This window comes from Actinoplanes sp. G11-F43 (assembly GCF_050589265.1).
Classification (GTDB): Bacteria; Actinomycetota; Actinomycetes; order Mycobacteriales; family Micromonosporaceae; genus Actinoplanes.
The window spans coordinates 246,165-262,203 of the sequence record NZ_JBNZCE010000017.1 but is presented as its reverse complement, the minus strand read 5'-3'; the positions used below and the strand labels follow the sequence as shown (position 1 = coordinate 262,203).

At 69.3% G+C, this 16,039-nt stretch carries 13 protein-coding genes and 3 tRNA genes; 11 read left to right on the top strand and 5 right to left on the bottom strand.

What is annotated here, in order from left to right; genetic code table 11:
- Nucleotides 1–31: 31 nt before the first annotated feature.
- Nucleotides 32–2,317: a putative bifunctional diguanylate cyclase/phosphodiesterase gene (locus tag ACQ0O7_RS19975; RefSeq protein ID WP_430783640.1), complete on the bottom strand. Its 2,286-nt coding sequence runs from the start codon at nucleotides 2,315–2,317 to the stop codon at nucleotides 32–34.
- 126 nt (nucleotides 2,318–2,443) lie between these two features.
- Complete coding sequence (locus tag ACQ0O7_RS19970) at nucleotides 2,444–2,938, bottom strand: hypothetical protein (RefSeq protein WP_430783639.1); 495 nt, start codon at nucleotides 2,936–2,938, stop codon at nucleotides 2,444–2,446.
- 214 nt (nucleotides 2,939–3,152) lie between these two features.
- On the opposite strand from ACQ0O7_RS19970, the gene ACQ0O7_RS19965 reads away from it, so the two are divergent.
- From ACQ0O7_RS19965 to ACQ0O7_RS19925, 9 genes are all read left to right on the top strand, one after another.
- On the top strand, nucleotides 3,153–3,338 hold the full coding sequence (locus ACQ0O7_RS19965; RefSeq protein WP_430783638.1) for a hypothetical protein: 186 nt from the start codon (nucleotides 3,153–3,155) through the stop codon (nucleotides 3,336–3,338).
- 104 nt (nucleotides 3,339–3,442) lie between these two features.
- Nucleotides 3,443–3,514, top strand: a tRNA-Gly gene (locus ACQ0O7_RS19960).
- A gap of 38 nt (nucleotides 3,515–3,552) precedes the next feature.
- Nucleotides 3,553–3,623: transfer RNA gene (locus ACQ0O7_RS19955), tRNA-Cys, on the top strand.
- Nucleotides 3,624–3,637: 14 nt separating this feature from the next.
- Nucleotides 3,638–3,712 (top strand) — tRNA-Val (locus ACQ0O7_RS19950).
- A 99-nt stretch (nucleotides 3,713–3,811) separates the two neighbouring features.
- Complete coding sequence (locus ACQ0O7_RS19945) at nucleotides 3,812–3,937, top strand: hypothetical protein (protein WP_430784025.1); 126 nt, start codon at nucleotides 3,812–3,814, stop codon at nucleotides 3,935–3,937.
- Nucleotides 3,938–4,467: 530 nt separating this feature from the next.
- On the top strand, nucleotides 4,468–5,616 hold the full coding sequence (locus ACQ0O7_RS19940; RefSeq protein ID WP_430783637.1) for an SMP-30/gluconolactonase/LRE family protein: 1,149 nt from the start codon (nucleotides 4,468–4,470) through the stop codon (nucleotides 5,614–5,616).
- Complete coding sequence (locus tag ACQ0O7_RS19935; protein ID WP_430783636.1) at nucleotides 5,609–6,049, top strand: hypothetical protein; 441 nt, start codon at nucleotides 5,609–5,611, stop codon at nucleotides 6,047–6,049. The genes ACQ0O7_RS19940 and ACQ0O7_RS19935 overlap by 8 nt, the downstream gene beginning before the upstream one ends.
- A gap of 35 nt (nucleotides 6,050–6,084) precedes the next feature.
- Nucleotides 6,085–7,128 (top strand): hypothetical protein, encoded by a 1,044-nt coding sequence (locus ACQ0O7_RS19930; RefSeq protein ID WP_430783635.1) that lies wholly within the window; start codon nucleotides 6,085–6,087, stop codon nucleotides 7,126–7,128.
- Between the two features lie 261 nt (nucleotides 7,129–7,389).
- On the top strand, nucleotides 7,390–7,893 hold the full coding sequence (locus ACQ0O7_RS19925) for an SRPBCC family protein (protein WP_430783634.1): 504 nt from the start codon (nucleotides 7,390–7,392) through the stop codon (nucleotides 7,891–7,893).
- Here ACQ0O7_RS19925 and ACQ0O7_RS19920 read toward each other — a convergent pair.
- Complete coding sequence (locus ACQ0O7_RS19920) at nucleotides 7,886–8,893, bottom strand: hypothetical protein (protein ID WP_430783633.1); 1,008 nt, start codon at nucleotides 8,891–8,893, stop codon at nucleotides 7,886–7,888. The genes ACQ0O7_RS19925 and ACQ0O7_RS19920 overlap by 8 nt on opposite strands.
- Nucleotides 8,894–9,084: 191 nt before the next feature.
- Between ACQ0O7_RS19920 and ACQ0O7_RS19915 the strand changes: the two genes are divergently transcribed.
- Nucleotides 9,085–10,173: a glycoside hydrolase family 19 protein gene (locus tag ACQ0O7_RS19915; RefSeq protein ID WP_430783632.1), complete on the top strand. Its 1,089-nt coding sequence runs from the start codon at nucleotides 9,085–9,087 to the stop codon at nucleotides 10,171–10,173.
- Nucleotides 10,174–10,585: 412 nt separating this feature from the next.
- Here the strand turns inward: ACQ0O7_RS19915 and ACQ0O7_RS19910 are convergent, their stop codons facing one another.
- Nucleotides 10,586–11,107 carry a phospholipase gene (locus ACQ0O7_RS19910; RefSeq protein ID WP_430783631.1) on the bottom strand — a complete coding sequence of 174 codons (522 nt, stop codon included), beginning with the start codon at nucleotides 11,105–11,107 and terminating at the stop codon, nucleotides 10,586–10,588.
- Nucleotides 11,108–11,486: 379 nt separating this feature from the next.
- On the opposite strand from ACQ0O7_RS19910, the gene ACQ0O7_RS19905 reads away from it, so the two are divergent.
- Nucleotides 11,487–12,842: an FAD-dependent oxidoreductase gene (locus tag ACQ0O7_RS19905; protein ID WP_430783630.1), complete on the top strand. Its 1,356-nt coding sequence runs from the start codon at nucleotides 11,487–11,489 to the stop codon at nucleotides 12,840–12,842.
- 56 nt (nucleotides 12,843–12,898) lie between these two features.
- Here ACQ0O7_RS19905 and ACQ0O7_RS19900 read toward each other — a convergent pair whose 3' ends face one another.
- A complete protein-coding gene (locus tag ACQ0O7_RS19900) occupies nucleotides 12,899–15,943 on the bottom strand; it encodes an EAL domain-containing protein (protein WP_430783629.1) in 3,045 nt (1,014 codons plus the stop codon).
- Between the last annotated feature and the right edge of the window lie 96 nt (nucleotides 15,944–16,039).

Genomic DNA, 16,039 nt, shown 5'->3' with positions numbered 1-16,039 from the left:
GGGACAGCCTAGGGGCGGGAACGGTAACCGTCTATGTCGATCCCACCGTCAGCGCCGGCGAACGCTGTTCGATCCAGCCGGTCAGGTTGGCCGGCAGGTCCGCCTTGCCGTAGAACCAGCCCTGCACCAGGTCGCAGCCCTGCTCGCGGAGCCAGTCCCGCTGCACCTCGGTCTCCACCCCCTCGGCCACCACCCGGTGACCCATCGCCTTCGTCATCGCCAGGACGGCGCGCACGATCGGCTCGTTGGCGCCGTTCTCGCCGACGTCCGACACGAACGAGCGGTCGATCTTCACGATGCCGACCGGCAGCCGGTTCAGGTAGCTCAGCGAGGAGTAGCCGGTGCCGAAGTCGTCGATGCACAGGGTGACGCCCATGGTCCGCAGGGCGTTCAGGGTGAGCAGCGCGGTCTCCAGGTCCTCCATCACCCCGGACTCGGTGATCTCCAGCCACAGCGCGGACGGCGGCAGATCGTGCTCGCGCAGCGCCTCGTCCACCAGCCGGACCAGGGAGCCGTCCCGGAGCTGGCGTACCGCCACGTTCACCGACACGTGCAGCGGACGGGTACCCGGACCGCGTTGCGCCGTCCACTCACCGAGCTGCCGCACCGACTCACGCAGCAGCCACGCCCCCATCTCCTCGATCATGCCGGTCTCCTCGGCGATCGGGATGAACTCGACCGGCGACACGAAACCCAGCTCCGGCGAATGCCATCGCATCAGCGCCTCGAACCCGTCCAGCTCCCCGGACTGGATGTCGATGATCGGCTGGAAGTGCGCGGCCAGCTCACCCCGCTCCACCGCGCCGCGCAGCGCCTGCTCCAGCCGCACCCGCCCCTGCACCTGGGCGTGCATCGAGGAGTCGAAGACGGCGTACACGTTGCGGCCGTTGCTCTTCGCCTTGTACATCGCGGTGTCCGCGTCCCGGATCAGCTCCAGCGCCCCGGCGCCACCCACCGACTTCGCCACCCCGATCGACACCGAGGTGACCACATCGCCGATGGACAGCGAGAACGGCCTGGTGAAGGCGATCAGCAGCCGCTCGGCGAGCGTCTCGGCCAGCCGCTCGTGAGCCGGCCCGGCCACCGCGATCAGGAACTCGTCCCCGCCCACCCGGCTCACCACGTCCTCCGCGCGGACCTGCTCGGTGAGCCGCTCGGCGACCGCCCGGAGCAGCTCGTCCCCGACCGGGTGACCCCAGTTGTCGTTGATCATCTTGAACCGGTCGAGGTCGACGAAGAGCAGCCCCACCTCGACCCGGTCCCGGTCCGCGCGGGCGGTCCAGCCAGTCACCGTCTCGGTGAGCAGCTCCCGGGTCGGCAGATCGGTGAGCGTGTCATGGGTGACCCGGCGCCGGCTGATCCGCTCCGCCCGGGCCCGCGAGTTGTTCGACCGGATCACCCGGGTCAGCACGGTCAGGATCAGGCACACGCACAACACCGCCCGGACGACGTTGCCGGCCAACGTGCCCGGCGGCATCAGCGAGGTCAGCGCCACCGGGAAGACCACCATGACACCGATCATCACGGTCCGCCCACTGCTCAGATTCCGCACCACCACCCGCTGCGGCTCGGTCAGCGTGCGCATCGACGGATGCAGCGAGGCGCCGGTCAGCAGCGCGAACATCAGCATCAGGAAGACGTCGACCATCACCTCGGGCAGATCCACCCGCAGCGCCCAGCGCAGCGAATAGAACATGTCACCGGTGAACAGCGCCCCCACCGCCAGCACCATCATCCACAGTGACGGCTGCCGGGAACCGCTGGTCAGCAGCAGCCGGGCACCCAGCACCAGGATGATCACATCGACCACCGGGAACAGCGCGTTGATCATCTGCGAGGCGCTGAGCTCCTGGTCCAGGTTCGGGGCGATCAACAGCGTCCAGGTCAGGAACGCCGTACCCAGCCCCATCAGCAGCGCGTCCACCCACGCCGTGTCGTCCTCCGCGGCCCGCCGGCGGCGCAGCATGACCGAGAAACAGAGACCCACCCAGATGTACGCCGGGACGGTCAGCAGATCGGGCAGCAGCTCCAGCCGGCCGGGCAGCCCACCGGCCTCCCGGACCAGCCGCAGCACACTGCACACGATGAAGACCCACGAGGCGTAGCGGATGTACCGCCACGGCGCCTCGTCCGACGGCCGGTTCAGATACGGCCCCCGATGGATCGCCACCAGCCCCAGCAGCAGACACAGGCCGAGGGCCGGGCCGGCCGTCCAGCCCGGCCCGGTCAGCAGGACCGCGAGCAGAACCGCGTTGAGACCGAGATGCAGCCAGAACTCGATCGGAGTCCGCTGCTCAGAGGCCGGGGCGTGGGTCATGGGCCTTCTATCGGCGCCGGCGGCGGTCGGCTTACCCAAACGGGCCACGATGGCTCGGCTCACTCTTCCCGGTGTCCCGTCCGGCGCAGCGGTCCCGGCGGGCCCCCGTCCCGCCCCGCCGGGTCGTCAGGTCCCGGTCGTGTCCTGCCGGGCGTTCTGATCCGTGTCCTGCCCGGTGCCCTGATCACCCTGGTTCGTGCCCTCGCCGGTGCCCTCGTTCGTTCCCGTCGAGTCCTGCTGCCGGCCGCCGGGGCCACCGCCCATCCCGCCGCCCGGCGTTCCGCCGCCATCCGGGCCGCCGCCGAAGCCACCGCCCGGACCGCCCTGCCGGGTGGCGCCCTCCTGGGTGCTGACCGTCGGCACGCCGGCACCGCCGAACGCCGACATGACAGCCGCGGTGATCCCCGAACTGGCGATCGCGGTGACCAGGACGGCGGCGATCAGCACCAGCCTGGGCTTCCCGGCGACCTTCGGCTTCCCGGCCACCGGCGTCGCGACGGTCATCGGCTCCGCCACCGGGCCGTTCTGCGTGGCCGGCTCCCCGGCGGCCGCCCACGGATCCTGGGCCACTCCCACGGCATTCGCCGGGGAAACAGTGGTGAGCTGGTCGTTCGTCGTCATCGTGGCTCCTTGACAGATCGGCGAAGACCATCGTGTTCAGTCCGGTTGTGCGGACTCTGTGCCCCGGTGAGGAAACCTCTGTCAACGGGGCGGATACCCGTACGGCCGCGGTCTTTAGGCTTTTGACCTTTCGGCCGCGAACGCGCGACGACCGGCCGGTACTCCGCCGAACCGCCGGCGTGCGAGATTGACGCCCGTGTTCGAACAGACCCCGATGGAAGACGCACTCGCCGCCTACGCGGCCGGTCACGCCGACGGCACGGCCGGACTCCGCAGCCTGGCCCGCTCGGAGGACCCGGCGACCGGCCCCGACTATCGGGTGGGCGTGGCCGACGGCAGCGTCGCCGCGTTCCAGGCCGAGCTGATCGCCGAGATCCGCCGCCTGCTGCCCCCCGATTAGGGCTCTGACCTGCGGCGGAACGCGGAAGTCGGGGGGTGCTTTGGCATCCGGCGGGAGGCTCGGCTAATGTTTCTTCCGTCGCCGGGGAAACCCGGAGCGGACAAGCGGAAGTGGCGCAGTGGTAGCGCATCACCTTGCCAAGGTGAGGGTCGCGGGTTCGAATCCCGTCTTCCGCTCGGAGAAGGCTGTTGCTGATCCTTGCATCGGCCGCCTCGGTGGAGTGGCCGAGAGGCGAGGCAACGGCCTGCAAAGCCGTGTACACGGGTTCAAATCCCGTCTCCACCTCGCAAGTTTGTGCGGGGCGATTGGCGCAGCGGGAGCGCGCTTCCTTGACACGGAAGAGGTCACTGGTTCGATCCCAGTATCGCCCACCATGTATTTCTCCTGGCGAGATGCCCGCGCGGCATTTCCTCATCGTGGGTCGGGGCATTCGCAAGCCGCCCCAAGGGTTGCCGTGATGACGGTCACATCACTTGCTGGCCAGGGTCTCTTCCTTCGCTGGTGACGACGATGAGATGGACTCGCTGATCACGAAGATCCCGTTCATGGCGATCGCCGGCGACGACGACGTCAGCGGCGGCACCGTGTCGTTCCGCTAACCGGCTGACCTGGCAGGCGTTTCGGAACACGTCATCTACCGCATGATCAACGAAGGCGTTCTGCCCGCCTATCAGCCGTCACCCCGGAGGGCCTGGCTACGGCGTTCCAAGGTGCTCGCGGCCTTCGCGTGCCAGCCGTCCCGAGGCCGAAGCTGCCGGTCGCGCCGCCCGTAGCGGACGTGGGGCACACGGCGTCGGCGGCTCCTGGTGCGGGAATCGAGGGCGGGGAAGGCTTCGTGGCCGACGGCCGCCATGCGGTCCACCTCGGTACGGAAGGCGACTGCGGCGGCGTGGTTCTCGGCTGCCCGGTCGGTAAGTGAGTGCTCAGTCATGCCCGCGGACCGTTCCGGCGTTTCCCGATCGCGCCATGAGGTCAGCGCGAAGGGTTCAACCGCGTAGGCGCGAGCACCGGTCAGCGGGGTTCGCCCGGATATTCACTCCTTGTGTCATCGAATCGACCTCGTGAACCAGATCAATGGATGCTGGCGTATCGATAGAGCATGAGGCTCAGCAATCCAGCTACAGTGCCGGTGGCCGTCGCAGTGATCATCGGCGTTCTGGCGTCGCCATCGAAGGCTGCGCTGTCCCCCGCTGCTTCGGCGGAGACGGGCATCGCTGTGGTGGCCGGCAGCGGGGAGCGAGGCGTCGCGAGGGACGACGTTCCAGCTTCCCAGACCCCGATGGACAACCCGACCGGAGTCGCGGTCGGGCCGGACGGCACCGTCTATGTCAGCGACAGCGGCAACCACGTGGTGCGATCGATCACCAGGGACGGCACTGTCCGCACGGTCGCGGGGACCGGGCGGGACGGCGCGCGAGCACCGGAACCGAAGGCTGGCATGAAGGCAACGGACATGCCGCTCGCTTTCCCCAACGATATCGCGGTCGGCCGGGACGGGACGGTGTTCATCGCCGACGGCGGTACGATTCGGGTGTACGCCCTCGCACCCGACGGAATCATCTCGGTGCGCGCTGACGAGAGCACGGGTGACGGGAAACTGTCGTCACCGATGGGTGCTCCGAGTGGGTTGGCGGTCGCTCCGGACGGCACCCTTTACATCGCTGATCGTACGAACTTTCAGATCATCGCGGTGTCTCCGGACGGTTCGGTGCGTGTGGCCGCGGGGGGAGTGGGCAGTGCGGTGACGACGGCGGAAGGGCCGGCCACGGAGACTCCGATCGGCCCCGTCACCGGCATCACGGTCGATGCCGAAGGAAGTCTGTGGATCAGCAGCGCCGGAAACCTGCTCCGGGTCACCGGGGAGTCCCTGGAACCGGTCGCCGGCGATATCGGCATCGTCACGACGGTCTCCGCCGGCGATGACGGCATTTACCTCGTCGATCAGCCCAGGCGCGTGATCCGCCGGCTGACACCCGACCAGCGGGTCGATGTCGTCACGACGTTCGCCGACACGCAGCAGCCGATTCTCTGGGTGGCGGCCGCGGCGGCTCCGCAAGGCCCCGTCTACGTGGTCGACAACGCCGCCAATCAAGTCCTGGCGGTTCACGTCGACCCGATCGCGAACGACGCACCGGAACCGGCCCCCATCCGGACATGGCCGTACCTCGCCTCGGGCATGGCGGTTCTGATCCTTGCGATCCTCGCCATGGTCTGGAGGGTGCGGCGGCGGCAGTCACCAGCGCACCGAGAGACTCGGGACGGAGTGAGTCATGGCTGACGATGTGACCGGCGGAGACCTGTACGTGCTCTGGCGTGTCGCCCAGGTTCACCTGCCGCGGATCGCTGACGTCTTCTACGACGCCAACCGGCTACTCGGGGGCAACGCCGGCAGCAGCACCAGCCGGGCGTTCCGGGCCAACGAGGCCGCCTATCCCGGGTCGAGCTTCATGACCAGCTCGGTCGGCGCGGCCTGGGAGGACCTGCGCGTCGAGATGCAACTCATGATGGAGCAGCTCGGCACGACGATCCTCGACACCGCCGAAGGCGTGATGAAGGTTGCTCACGCTTTCGAGGAGACCGACCTGAGCAACGCCGAGCTCCTGGACGACTATCTCCGCGATCCGGCCAACCTCAACCCGGACGACCCGGTCACCAACCCACCGGCGCCGTGGTCCACCGACTACCCCGGCTCGCCTTACGGCACCTACTGATCGGCCACCTTTCGACAGGCGAATGCGAGGTTTCCATGCCCAGCACGGCGACGACCCCGGCACACCTCGTCGGGACCACCTTCAGGACGGCGCTGACAGGCAAGGCCGCCCGGCTTCGCGACGCGTTGATCCGGAAGACGCTGGAAGACTATGCCTCGTGGGAGCGGGCCATCGACGACGAGGTCGTCCGGCGGCACCCCGAGCTGCGGATCGGGACACAGACGTACCTGCAAGAGGTCGAGGCCTTCCGCGGCCGGATCGGCGATCACTTCGACTGGGTCGTACCCACCTTCGAAACCTTTCTGACCCCGGACCCCGACGACGTCAATCCAGCCATCGAGATGCTGGGAACCATCCAGAGCTGGTTCGACGGAAAAGCCGACGCCACCGAGAAATGGACCGGAACCAACCCTGCTCTCGTACGCGTCAACGACGTGCGCGCCGAAATGGTCGCCGGCTGGCGGGGCGCGTTCACCGACAACTTCATCGATCATTTCGTGAGCCCGTTGCAGAGCGTGCTCCCGAACCAGCGCAACCTTGCCCAGTTGGTTCAGGAGCAACTCACCTGCAACAAGGTCATCTACATCCAGCGACGCCAATCAATCATCGACCTGCTCGACGCCTCGATCTTTGCGACTCAGAATCTCGCCGCGGACCAGAAAGCGGACATCGCCAAGTGGGCCACTATCGCGGCAGTCGCGGCCGGCACCACCCTCGGTGCCTTCACCACCGGGATCGGGCTCACCGCGGCGCTGGTATTGGACGCGGGCGGCACCATAGCCCAGGGCCTCGTCCCAGAGAAAGTGGACAAGAAGGCACTGAACGGGTTCGACATCGAAGGACGCACGACCGCCGACATCTGCGCGAAGATATCCATCGCCATCGGTACCCTCGAGCGAGACACCTACGGGCAAGAGCAGCAGGTGGCCAGCGCCCTCCGGAACATCACGCAGGCCCTCGAGCGCCTCCGCCGCCCAGCCGTCCTATTCAACGTCTCCGGTCCCTTCTCCGTCGAGACACCTGCTCTTGCCGGTGCAACGGCGGCAGAACTCACTCGAAACCTGAAACCGAGACGGTAACGGACAATGGAAGTCGTGAATGCGACAGTCGTCGATCGATGTGGTGGCTGGATGCCGGTCGTTGAGCCGTTGATCGCGAGATTCGCAAACAGGGGAGGGAAAACGGGACATCGCCGTCACGGAACCATCGATCGGCCGCGGTTGCCGCTGTCTGGCGGGTGCGCCCGTTCGGGGGTGGAGGGGCGGCGGGAACCGGAGTGCCGTGTGACGATCGCCTGGTGTCCGGGCGCTCGGCCCGGCCTGGTGACGGGAGTGGGCGGCATGACTGGCGAACCGAACGGGCGCATCGTGAAGACCGCTGTGGGGTACGACCTGGTCCTGACCCGTACGTTCGCGGCGTCTCCGGACGACGTCTGGGGCAGTGTGACCGAGTCCGATCGGACCGCCCGGTGGTTCGGTGGGTGGGAGGGGGACGCCGGGGTGGGGCGGACGATCAAGGTCCAGATGGCGTACGAGGACGGCACGCCCTGGATGGACCTGCGGATCGACGCGTGTGAGCCACCCACCCGGCTGGCGTTGACGTCGGAGGACGAGGCGGGGAGCTGGCGGACCGAGATCCTGCTGGTGGAGTCCGGGGGTGGTACCGAGCTCAGTTTCATCCACCATCTGGACAGCACCGGCGGGATCGGGGAGATCGGGCCGGGCTGGGAGTACTACCTGGACATGCTGGCCGCCTCCCGCGACGGGTCACCACGTCCGGCGTTCGACGACTACCACCCGGCGATGAAGGACCACTACGAGGCGTTGCTGGGCACGCTCAGCTGAGGGTGGCGGCCTGCATGTCGACGTTGCCGCAGGTGGGGTGGTAGGACTCGGTGGCGGTCCAGGTCAGGGTGAGTCTGCTGCCGGCCGGTGCGCGGTAGCGGATCTCGAACCGGTTGGTGCTGATCGCCTCGCGGTTCTCCAGGGTGCGGGTCTGGGTGAGGCCGTTCAGGCTGGTGGTGAGGCGGCCGGCGGCCATCCACACGCCGGCGTACAGGCGCAGGGTCCGGGTGGCGGGACCGGCCGGGACGCGCAGGGTGAAGCCGGAGCCCTCGCCGCAGGCGTAGACGCCGGTGGGGGTGCGGGTGGCGGATCCGGTGGGGCTGCCGCCGGTCCAGGTGAACACCTGCGGGTTGTTGTCGTAGCGGCCCCGGCCGCCGACGGTGCCCAGGTCCTCGATCGCGTTGCCGTCGTCGCTGCGGTTGATCGAGGTGGCGTCGCGCAGGCCGAAGTGCACCCAGTCGCGGGTGCCTTCGGCGCTCAGGTCGACGGTCGACGGGACCGAGCCGGCGGTCAGGGACAGTGACGGTTTCACCGGGGCGGCGGGTGGCTGCGGTTTCGGTGTGGTGGTGGCCGGCGCGGGGCTCGTGACGGCCGCGGACGACGGGCTGGGGCTGGGGCTGGACGGCTGCAGTGAGATGGTGGCCTGGGTGGGCGGTGGTTCCCAGGACGGGGCGGTGGTCCAGGCGGGGCCGGGTGCGGCGGCCGGTGTGGTGGTGGGCGGGTCGCCGCCGGCGGTCTGCACTGCGGCGATCACCGCGACGGTGCCCGCGGCGGCCGCGGCCGCGAGTCGCCACCAGCGGCGTCCGGCGCGGTGCCGGCCGATCAGGGGGTCGTCGCCGGTTCCGGTGTGAGCGGCACCGACGGGACGTTCGGGTGCGGGTGGCAGGGCTCGGGTGGGGCGGCCGGATGGGCCGGGACGGCTGGTGGCGGGGTCGTCGCCCGGTGCGAGCCAACCGCCGATGCGCAGCCGGCTCGATCGCTCGCCTCTCCGGTCGTGCACTGCGGAGACTCCCCACGTCATAGTCCTGCCGGACCCCGAATCGCGCCTAACATACGGCTTTCCCGGTCAGCTGTCGATCGCTTGTTCGCGGACATAATTTTTGAACTTTCTTAACAGAACGGCTTGACGCCGAGTCCGCGCATCTAGTTGAGTCGATGTACCTATCCTCACTGATGTACGGAAGGTGAAGCATGCCCAGAAAACGGCTTGTGTCGATCCTGGCCACGATCGGCGTCGCGGTGGCCGGCGCGGCCGCGGCGATCCTGCCCATGAGCCCGTCCAGCGCGGCGGAGGCATGCGTCGCCGCGTACAGCGGGTCGGCCGTCTACACCGGGGGACAGCGGGCCTCCCACAACGGCCGCAACTGGACCGCCAAGTGGTGGACCCAGGGTGAGGCGCCCAGCACCGGCGGCTCCGGAGTGTGGGCCGACAACGGTGCCTGCGGCGGTGGCGGCGGCACCAACCCGGCACCCACCTGCAACCACCCGAACTGGGTGGCCGGGCAGTTCTACCCGGCCGGCTCGATCGTGCGGTACACCAACGGCCAGTACTACCGGGCCACCCACGAGAACCCGGGCTACGACCCGGTGATCAGCACCTGGTACTGGTCGCCGTACACCTGCTCCGGCGGTGGCACCACCCCGCCGCCCGGCGACAACGGCGGCTTCCCGGTGAGCGAGTCGCAGTTCAGTCAGATGTTCCCGAACCGGATCGCGTTCTACTCGTACGCCGGCCTGATCGACGCGATCAAGAAGTTCCCGGCGTTCACCACCACCGGCAGTGACACGGTGAAGAAGCAGGAGGCCGCGGCCTTCCTCGCCAACATCAACCACGAGTCCGGCGGCCTGCGCTACGTCGAGGAGCTGAACCAGGCGAACTGGCCGCTCTACTGCGACCGCAACCAGCCCTACGGCTGCCCGGCCGGCCAGAGCGCCTACCACGGTCGCGGCCCGATCCAGCTGAGCTGGAACTTCAACTACAAGGCGGCCGGTGACGCCCTCGGCATCGACCTGCTCAACAACCCGGACCGGGTCAAGAACGAGGCGTCGGTGGCCTACCAGACCGCCGTCTGGTACTGGATGACCCAGCGCGGCCCCGGCACGATGACCCCGCACGACGCCATCGTCAACGGCCGCGGCTTCGGCGAGACCATCCGCAGCATCAACGGCGCCCTGGAGTGCAACGGCGGCAACCCGGCCCAGGTGCAGAGCCGGGTCGACGCGTACCACCGCTTCGCCGGAATCCTCGGCGTCACCCCCGGTAACAACCTGTACTGCTGATCATGCGACACGCGAGGCCGGCGGTCTTCCGCCGGCCTCGCGTCGTTTCCAACCCCAGGGGGAGTACGCCCGGCGGCTCCACGACGATCGGGTCGCTGGATGTCGTCCGCGCGAGGCGGCCGGCACTCCGGACCGCCCGGCGACCGCCGGGCGAATCCGGTGGTCACCGAAACCGCGTGGCCATTTCCGGTGCGGATCGCACCGGAAATGACCACACAGAAGTGACCGCGCCGGACGCCGCCCCGGACGCCGCGCTGTCCCGCGCTGTCCCGCGCCGCGCTGTCCCGCGCCGCGCCACCCCGCGCCGTCCCGCGCCGTCCCGCGCTGGACGCGCGCCACCCCGCGCTGGACGCGCGCCGTGCCGCGCTGGACGCGCGCTGGGCGTCGCGGGGCGGGGCGGGTGTGTCCGGGGCTAGAGCATCAGGTCGGCGGCGGCGTCCACGTCGGACTGGTCGACCGGGGCGGTCGAGCCGAAGATCGACACGGCCCGGTAGTAGATCCAGGCCAGGGTGAGGCAGGCCGGGCGGACGGCAGCCGAGTAGGTGGCGCACACCCGTTTCAGGTCGGCGTGGAAAGCGTCGTCGATCCGGTCCTTGGCGGCCGCGGTGAAGACGCCGGCCGCCTTGTGGTTGCGGTACCCGAAGTCGTGCCGGTGGCAGGAGAGCCGGAAGTCGAAGCCGAGTGGCCGGTCCGGGCTGGCCGAGCAGTGGTCGGTGCCCCAGTCGAAGCGGTAGTCCGCCCACTCGTCCCTATTCTGCCGGGCCGCGTTCCACTTCTGGTACGAGCCGGCCGTGGTCTGGGTGAACGAGGCGAGGGCCGCGGCCTTCTGGGCGGCGGTGGCGGCGTGCGCGGCCGAGGCCGGGCCGAGGATGACGGCGAGGGTGAGCGCGACGGAGGTCAGGAGACGGCGGAGGGGAGCGGCGGTGCCGGTCATCGGGGGCTCCTTGCAGCCGAAAGGTGGCGCTACCGGAAGGTGACCTGAACGGTCATTCAGTCTGCGGCCCGGACCGGGGCGCAAGCCCAGCATCGAATCGACGTTTACCCATCGACGCGCAAACGGGCGCCCGCCGCCGGGTCCCTCTGCCCTTCCTACGTGCCGGGATCCGGGGCGTCGCTCGGACGGGGGAGACGGGGGCCACAAAAACCCGTGTCTTCCCAGCTCACGGTGGTTCCTAAGGGTGCCCTAAGTCCGGTTTGCGAGACTTGGCGGCTGAGGTGGCTTTGATCTGAACCTAGGTTGAGGTTTTATTGTCGCTTCGGCCTGCGCTCGATCATGGCTGACGGATTCGAATGCGACGAGATAGGAAGCGACCATGAACCGCCCCCTGCGGGTTGCTGTCATCGGTGCCGGTCCAGCCGGTATCTACGCCGCTGATCACCTCATCAAAAATTCGGAGACGGTCACCGTCGACATCTTCGACAAGCTGCCGACGCCCTACGGCCTGATCCGCTACGGCGTGGCCCCCGACCACCCCCGGATCAAGGAGATCGTCAAGGCGCTCTTCCGGATCCTGGACAACCCGCGGATCCGGTTCATCGGCAACGTCTCCTACGGCGAGGACGTCAAGCCGGAGGAGCTGAACCGCTTCTACGACGCCACGGTGATCTCCACCGGCGCCGAGAAGGACCGCTCGCTCGACATCCCGGGCATCGACCTGCAGGGCAGCTTCGGTGGCGCCGACTTCGCCTCCTGGTTCAACGGCCACCCGGACGTGCCGCGCGACTGGCCGCTGGAGGCCAAGGAGGTCGCCGTCATCGGCGCCGGCAACGTCGCGATCGACGTGGCCCGGATCCTCGCCAAGACCGCCGACGAGCTGCTGGTCACCGAGATCCCGGACAACGTCTACCAGGCCCTGAAGTCCAGCCCGGTCACCGACGTGCACATGTTCTCCCGCCGCGGCCCCGGCCAGGTCAAGTTCACCCCGCAGGAGCTGCGCGAGCTGGACCACTCGCCGAACGTCGAGGTGATCGTCCACCCGGAGGGCATCGAGTTCGACGAGGCCAGCCTCCAGGCGATGCGCGACACCCGGCACATCAAGATGTGTGTCGACATCCTGCAGAACTGGGCGGTCCGCGACCCGCGGGACCGGCCGCGCCGTCTCCACCTGTATTTCCTGCAGGCCCCGGTCGAGGTGCTCGGCGAGGACGGCAAGGTGGTCGGCCTGCGCACCGAGACGCAGGAGCTGACCGGTGACGGCTGGGTGCGCGGCACCGGCGAGTTCACCGACTGGGACGTGCAGGCCGTGTACCGCGCGGTCGGCTACCTCAGCTCGGCCCTGCCGGACCTGCCGTTCGACACCAAGACCGGCACCATCCCGCACGCCGCCGGCCGGGTCATCGACCTGGACGGCGAGCACATCCCCGGCACCTACGTCGCCGGCTGGATCAAGCGCGGCCCGGTCGGCCTGATCGGCCACACCAAGGGCTGCTCCGGCGAGACCGTCGCCAGCCTGATCGAGGACCAGGCGCAGGGCCGGCTGCCGGTCGCCCCGGAGGGCGACGACCAGGGCGCCGTGGTGACCTACCTGGAGCAGCGCGGCCTGCCGATCACCACCTGGGCCGGCTGGCAGCTGCTGGACGCGTTCGAGATCGCGCTCGGCGAGCCGCACGGCCGCAACCGGGTCAAGGTCGTCGACCGCGAGGAGATGACCCGCATCTCGCGCGGCTGATCGCAAGCATCACAAAAGGGGGGCCTCCGGACGGAGGCCCCCCTTTTGGATGTGAACTACCGGCGTGCGTCGGCCAGGGCCCGCTCCACCGGGACCGGCCGGCCCAGATAGAAACCCTGACCCAGCGGCACGCCACAGGCCGCCAGCGCGTCCCGCTGCGGCGCCGACTCGATGCCCTCGGCGATCACGACGCACCCGTGCTCGCGGGAGAACTCGACGAGCGACCGGATCGAGGCGCGGCGGGCGCCCTCGTTCTCGATCCCGGTCAGCGACTCCCGGCCCAGCTTGAGGAACGCCGGTTTCAGCGACTCCATCCGGGCCAGGCTGTCGTATCCGGCCCCGGCGTCGTCGACCGCGATCCGCACCCCGGGCGGGAGTGCCGCCACGTCGGCCGGGTCGGCGTCGTCGACCTCCAGGACGATCGGCCGGTTGCTCTCGGCGAGCAGCGCCTCCAGCTCCCGGGGCCGGCGCAACAGGCCGGCCGAGACGTTCACCGACAGCCAGGTGCCCTCCGGCAGCGACTCGGCCGAGGCCATCGCGGCCCGGACCAGCGCGGCGTCCAGGTCGATGTGCCGGCCCTGCTCGCGGGCGTCGGCGAGGCCCCGCTCCGGGGTGCTGCCGTCGGCGAACCGGGTCAGCGCCTCGTAGCCGACCACCTCACCGGAGCCCAGCTCGAAGATCGGCTGGAAGACGGTGAAGAAGTTGTACTCCTCGAACGAGTGGGACGGGGCGAGCCGGTTCGGGCCGGTCCGCCGGCTCGCCGCGGCGGCCTGCGAGGACCGGACCGCGATCATGCCGGGGGAGCTGCCCTCGGCGCCGTAGTGCAGCACCGACGCCCAGTCGCCGATGGCGCCGGCCGGGGCCGTCGCGTGGCCCTCGGCGTGCCCGGCGGCGGCCGTGCGGGTGGCGGCCGGCGTGGTGGCGCCACGGGCCCTCTTCTTCGGCTGCACCGGACGGTAGAGCCAGCCGCGCAGGTGGGTGAAGAGGTCGACGACGGTGTTGCCGAGACCCACGAAGGCGATCATCGCGTACGAGGCGAGCACCAGGTTGATCACCGCGAAGATCAGGTTGGCCCACTGGCCGAGCTGCACGTCCCGGACCGCGGTGTAGGCACAGAGCGCGATCAGGGCGAGGGGCGCCAGCAGGTACGTGGTCGCGGCGGTGGTCCGGTCGCGTACCTTGGGCGTGCGTTTGAACTGGCTCTTCTCGCCGGTCAGCAGCTGCAGGATGGAGGCGAAACTGCCGGACAGGTTGACCGGCAGCAGGATCAGGTTGAAACCGTAGATCCGCAGGATGTCCATCCGCTTGTAGCCGACGTACTTCAGGTCGGCCGCCATCATCATGAAGTACGGCACCGACACCAGCAGCAGCACCGGGTTGAGCAGGTCGGCGTTGAACGGGTACGCCAGCATGATCACCAGGCAGATCGAGCTCCAGAAGATCGACGCCATGTAGTTGACCCGCAGGAAGTACTCACCGAACCGGTTCTTGTCGCCGCGTGCCGTCTTGGCCCGGAACTGGTCCTTGAGCCGGGACAGGATGAGCAGGCCGCCGTTGGCCCAGCGCTGCCGCTGGATGGCGAGCGAGCCGAAGTCCGGCGGGGTCGCGCTGTACGCCATCCGCTCCGGGTAGTTGTAGAGCGTCCAGCCCCGCACCCCCAGGTCGATGGTGGACTCGGTGTCCTCGATGACAGTCCGGTCCTGGATGTAGCGCTTGATCTCCCAGTCACCCTCGTAGGCGACCTCGCAGATCTCGTCCAGGGCCTTCTTGCGCAGTACGGCGTTCGCCCCCACCCAGAACGTCGCGCCGTAGTGGGTCATCCCCTGGTGCACGATGTGCTGGATGTCGGTGGTGGCGCCGGAGATCCGCTCCAGCCGGGTGGCCGCGCCGGGGAACGCGCTGTACGGCGTCTGCGCCACCGCGTCCTGGGCGTGCGCGCCCTGCTCCATCAGGTGCACCAGCCGCAGCGCGTACTCCGGCAGCAGCACACTGTCGGCGTCCAGGGTGAGCACGTAGTCCGGGTTCGGGATGGTGAGCTCGGCCCGGCCGGCCCCGGCGGAGACCAGCGCGATCCCCATCGGGGTGCTGACCTCCTGGTAGCTGCCACCCATCAGGCCGATGTAGCTGTTCAGGTTCATCGCCTTGTTCGGCTCACCGGACAGCGACACGTACCGCTTGCGCTCGAAGCCGGTCATCGTCACGTCGAAGATCGCCATCAGCCGCTTGTAGAGCTGTACCAGCCGCTCCACCGGCAGGACGGCCTGCTCGGCGGCGCCCCGGTCGAGCGCCTCGGCGATGGTGCCCAGGTCGCCGGCCAGCCGGTTGACGATGTGCTCGACGAAGAAGACGTCGGTGTGGTCGACCATCTCCTGGCGGTGGCCGAGGCCGTACAGCCAGCCGACCGCGGCCTGGTACTCGGCGGCCAGCACCCGCATGTCGTCCACGGTCGCGGTGCGGGTGGCCCGGTCGGCGAGCGACGATTCGAAGCGGTCGTACGCGGCCTGCGCGCGGGTGAACGGCACGGCCAGCTCGGCCTCGATCGCCCCGGGCAGGGCGCGCGCCTGGGTGAGCAGCCGGTGGGCGGCGCGGTTCTTCGGCTTCTGCGGGTCGTCGATCAGCAGCACGACACGCAACCCGGGGTACTCCTGGAGGGCGGCGGAGAGCAGCGTGGTGCGTACCACCCGCTCGTCCTCCTGATAGGACGGCACCAGCACGGTCACCGACGGGGTCGCCCCGGCCAGGAACGGGTCGAGCGCGATCCGGGGCGCCCGGTGATGACCCCGGCTGCGGTAGAAGAAGCCGATCCGGGTGATCAGGTAGGCCATCGCCGAGCCCATCAGCGCGGTGACCACCAGCATGTAGACGATCGCCTCGGTGACCAGCTTCGGACTGTGCGCCTTACCGACCACGAACTGCTCGAAGATCGTGTACGCGATGTAAGCCGCCCAGACCGCGATGGTCAGGACGATCGCCAGCCGCCCGCGGGCGATCCGGCCCTCCGAGACCGGCGGCGGGACCAGCGGATGGGGGGCCGTACGCCGGTCCGCACCCCACTGGCGTGGGGAGTCGGGCCGGTGCTGGTCCACCGGTTTGCGCTGCATGGGGGTTGCCTCTCGCTCAGGAGGATGCGACGCCGGCCCGGCCTGACGCACCGGTGCCCGTGACCGTGCCCATCGGCCGCGCCGCCCGGTCGCTTG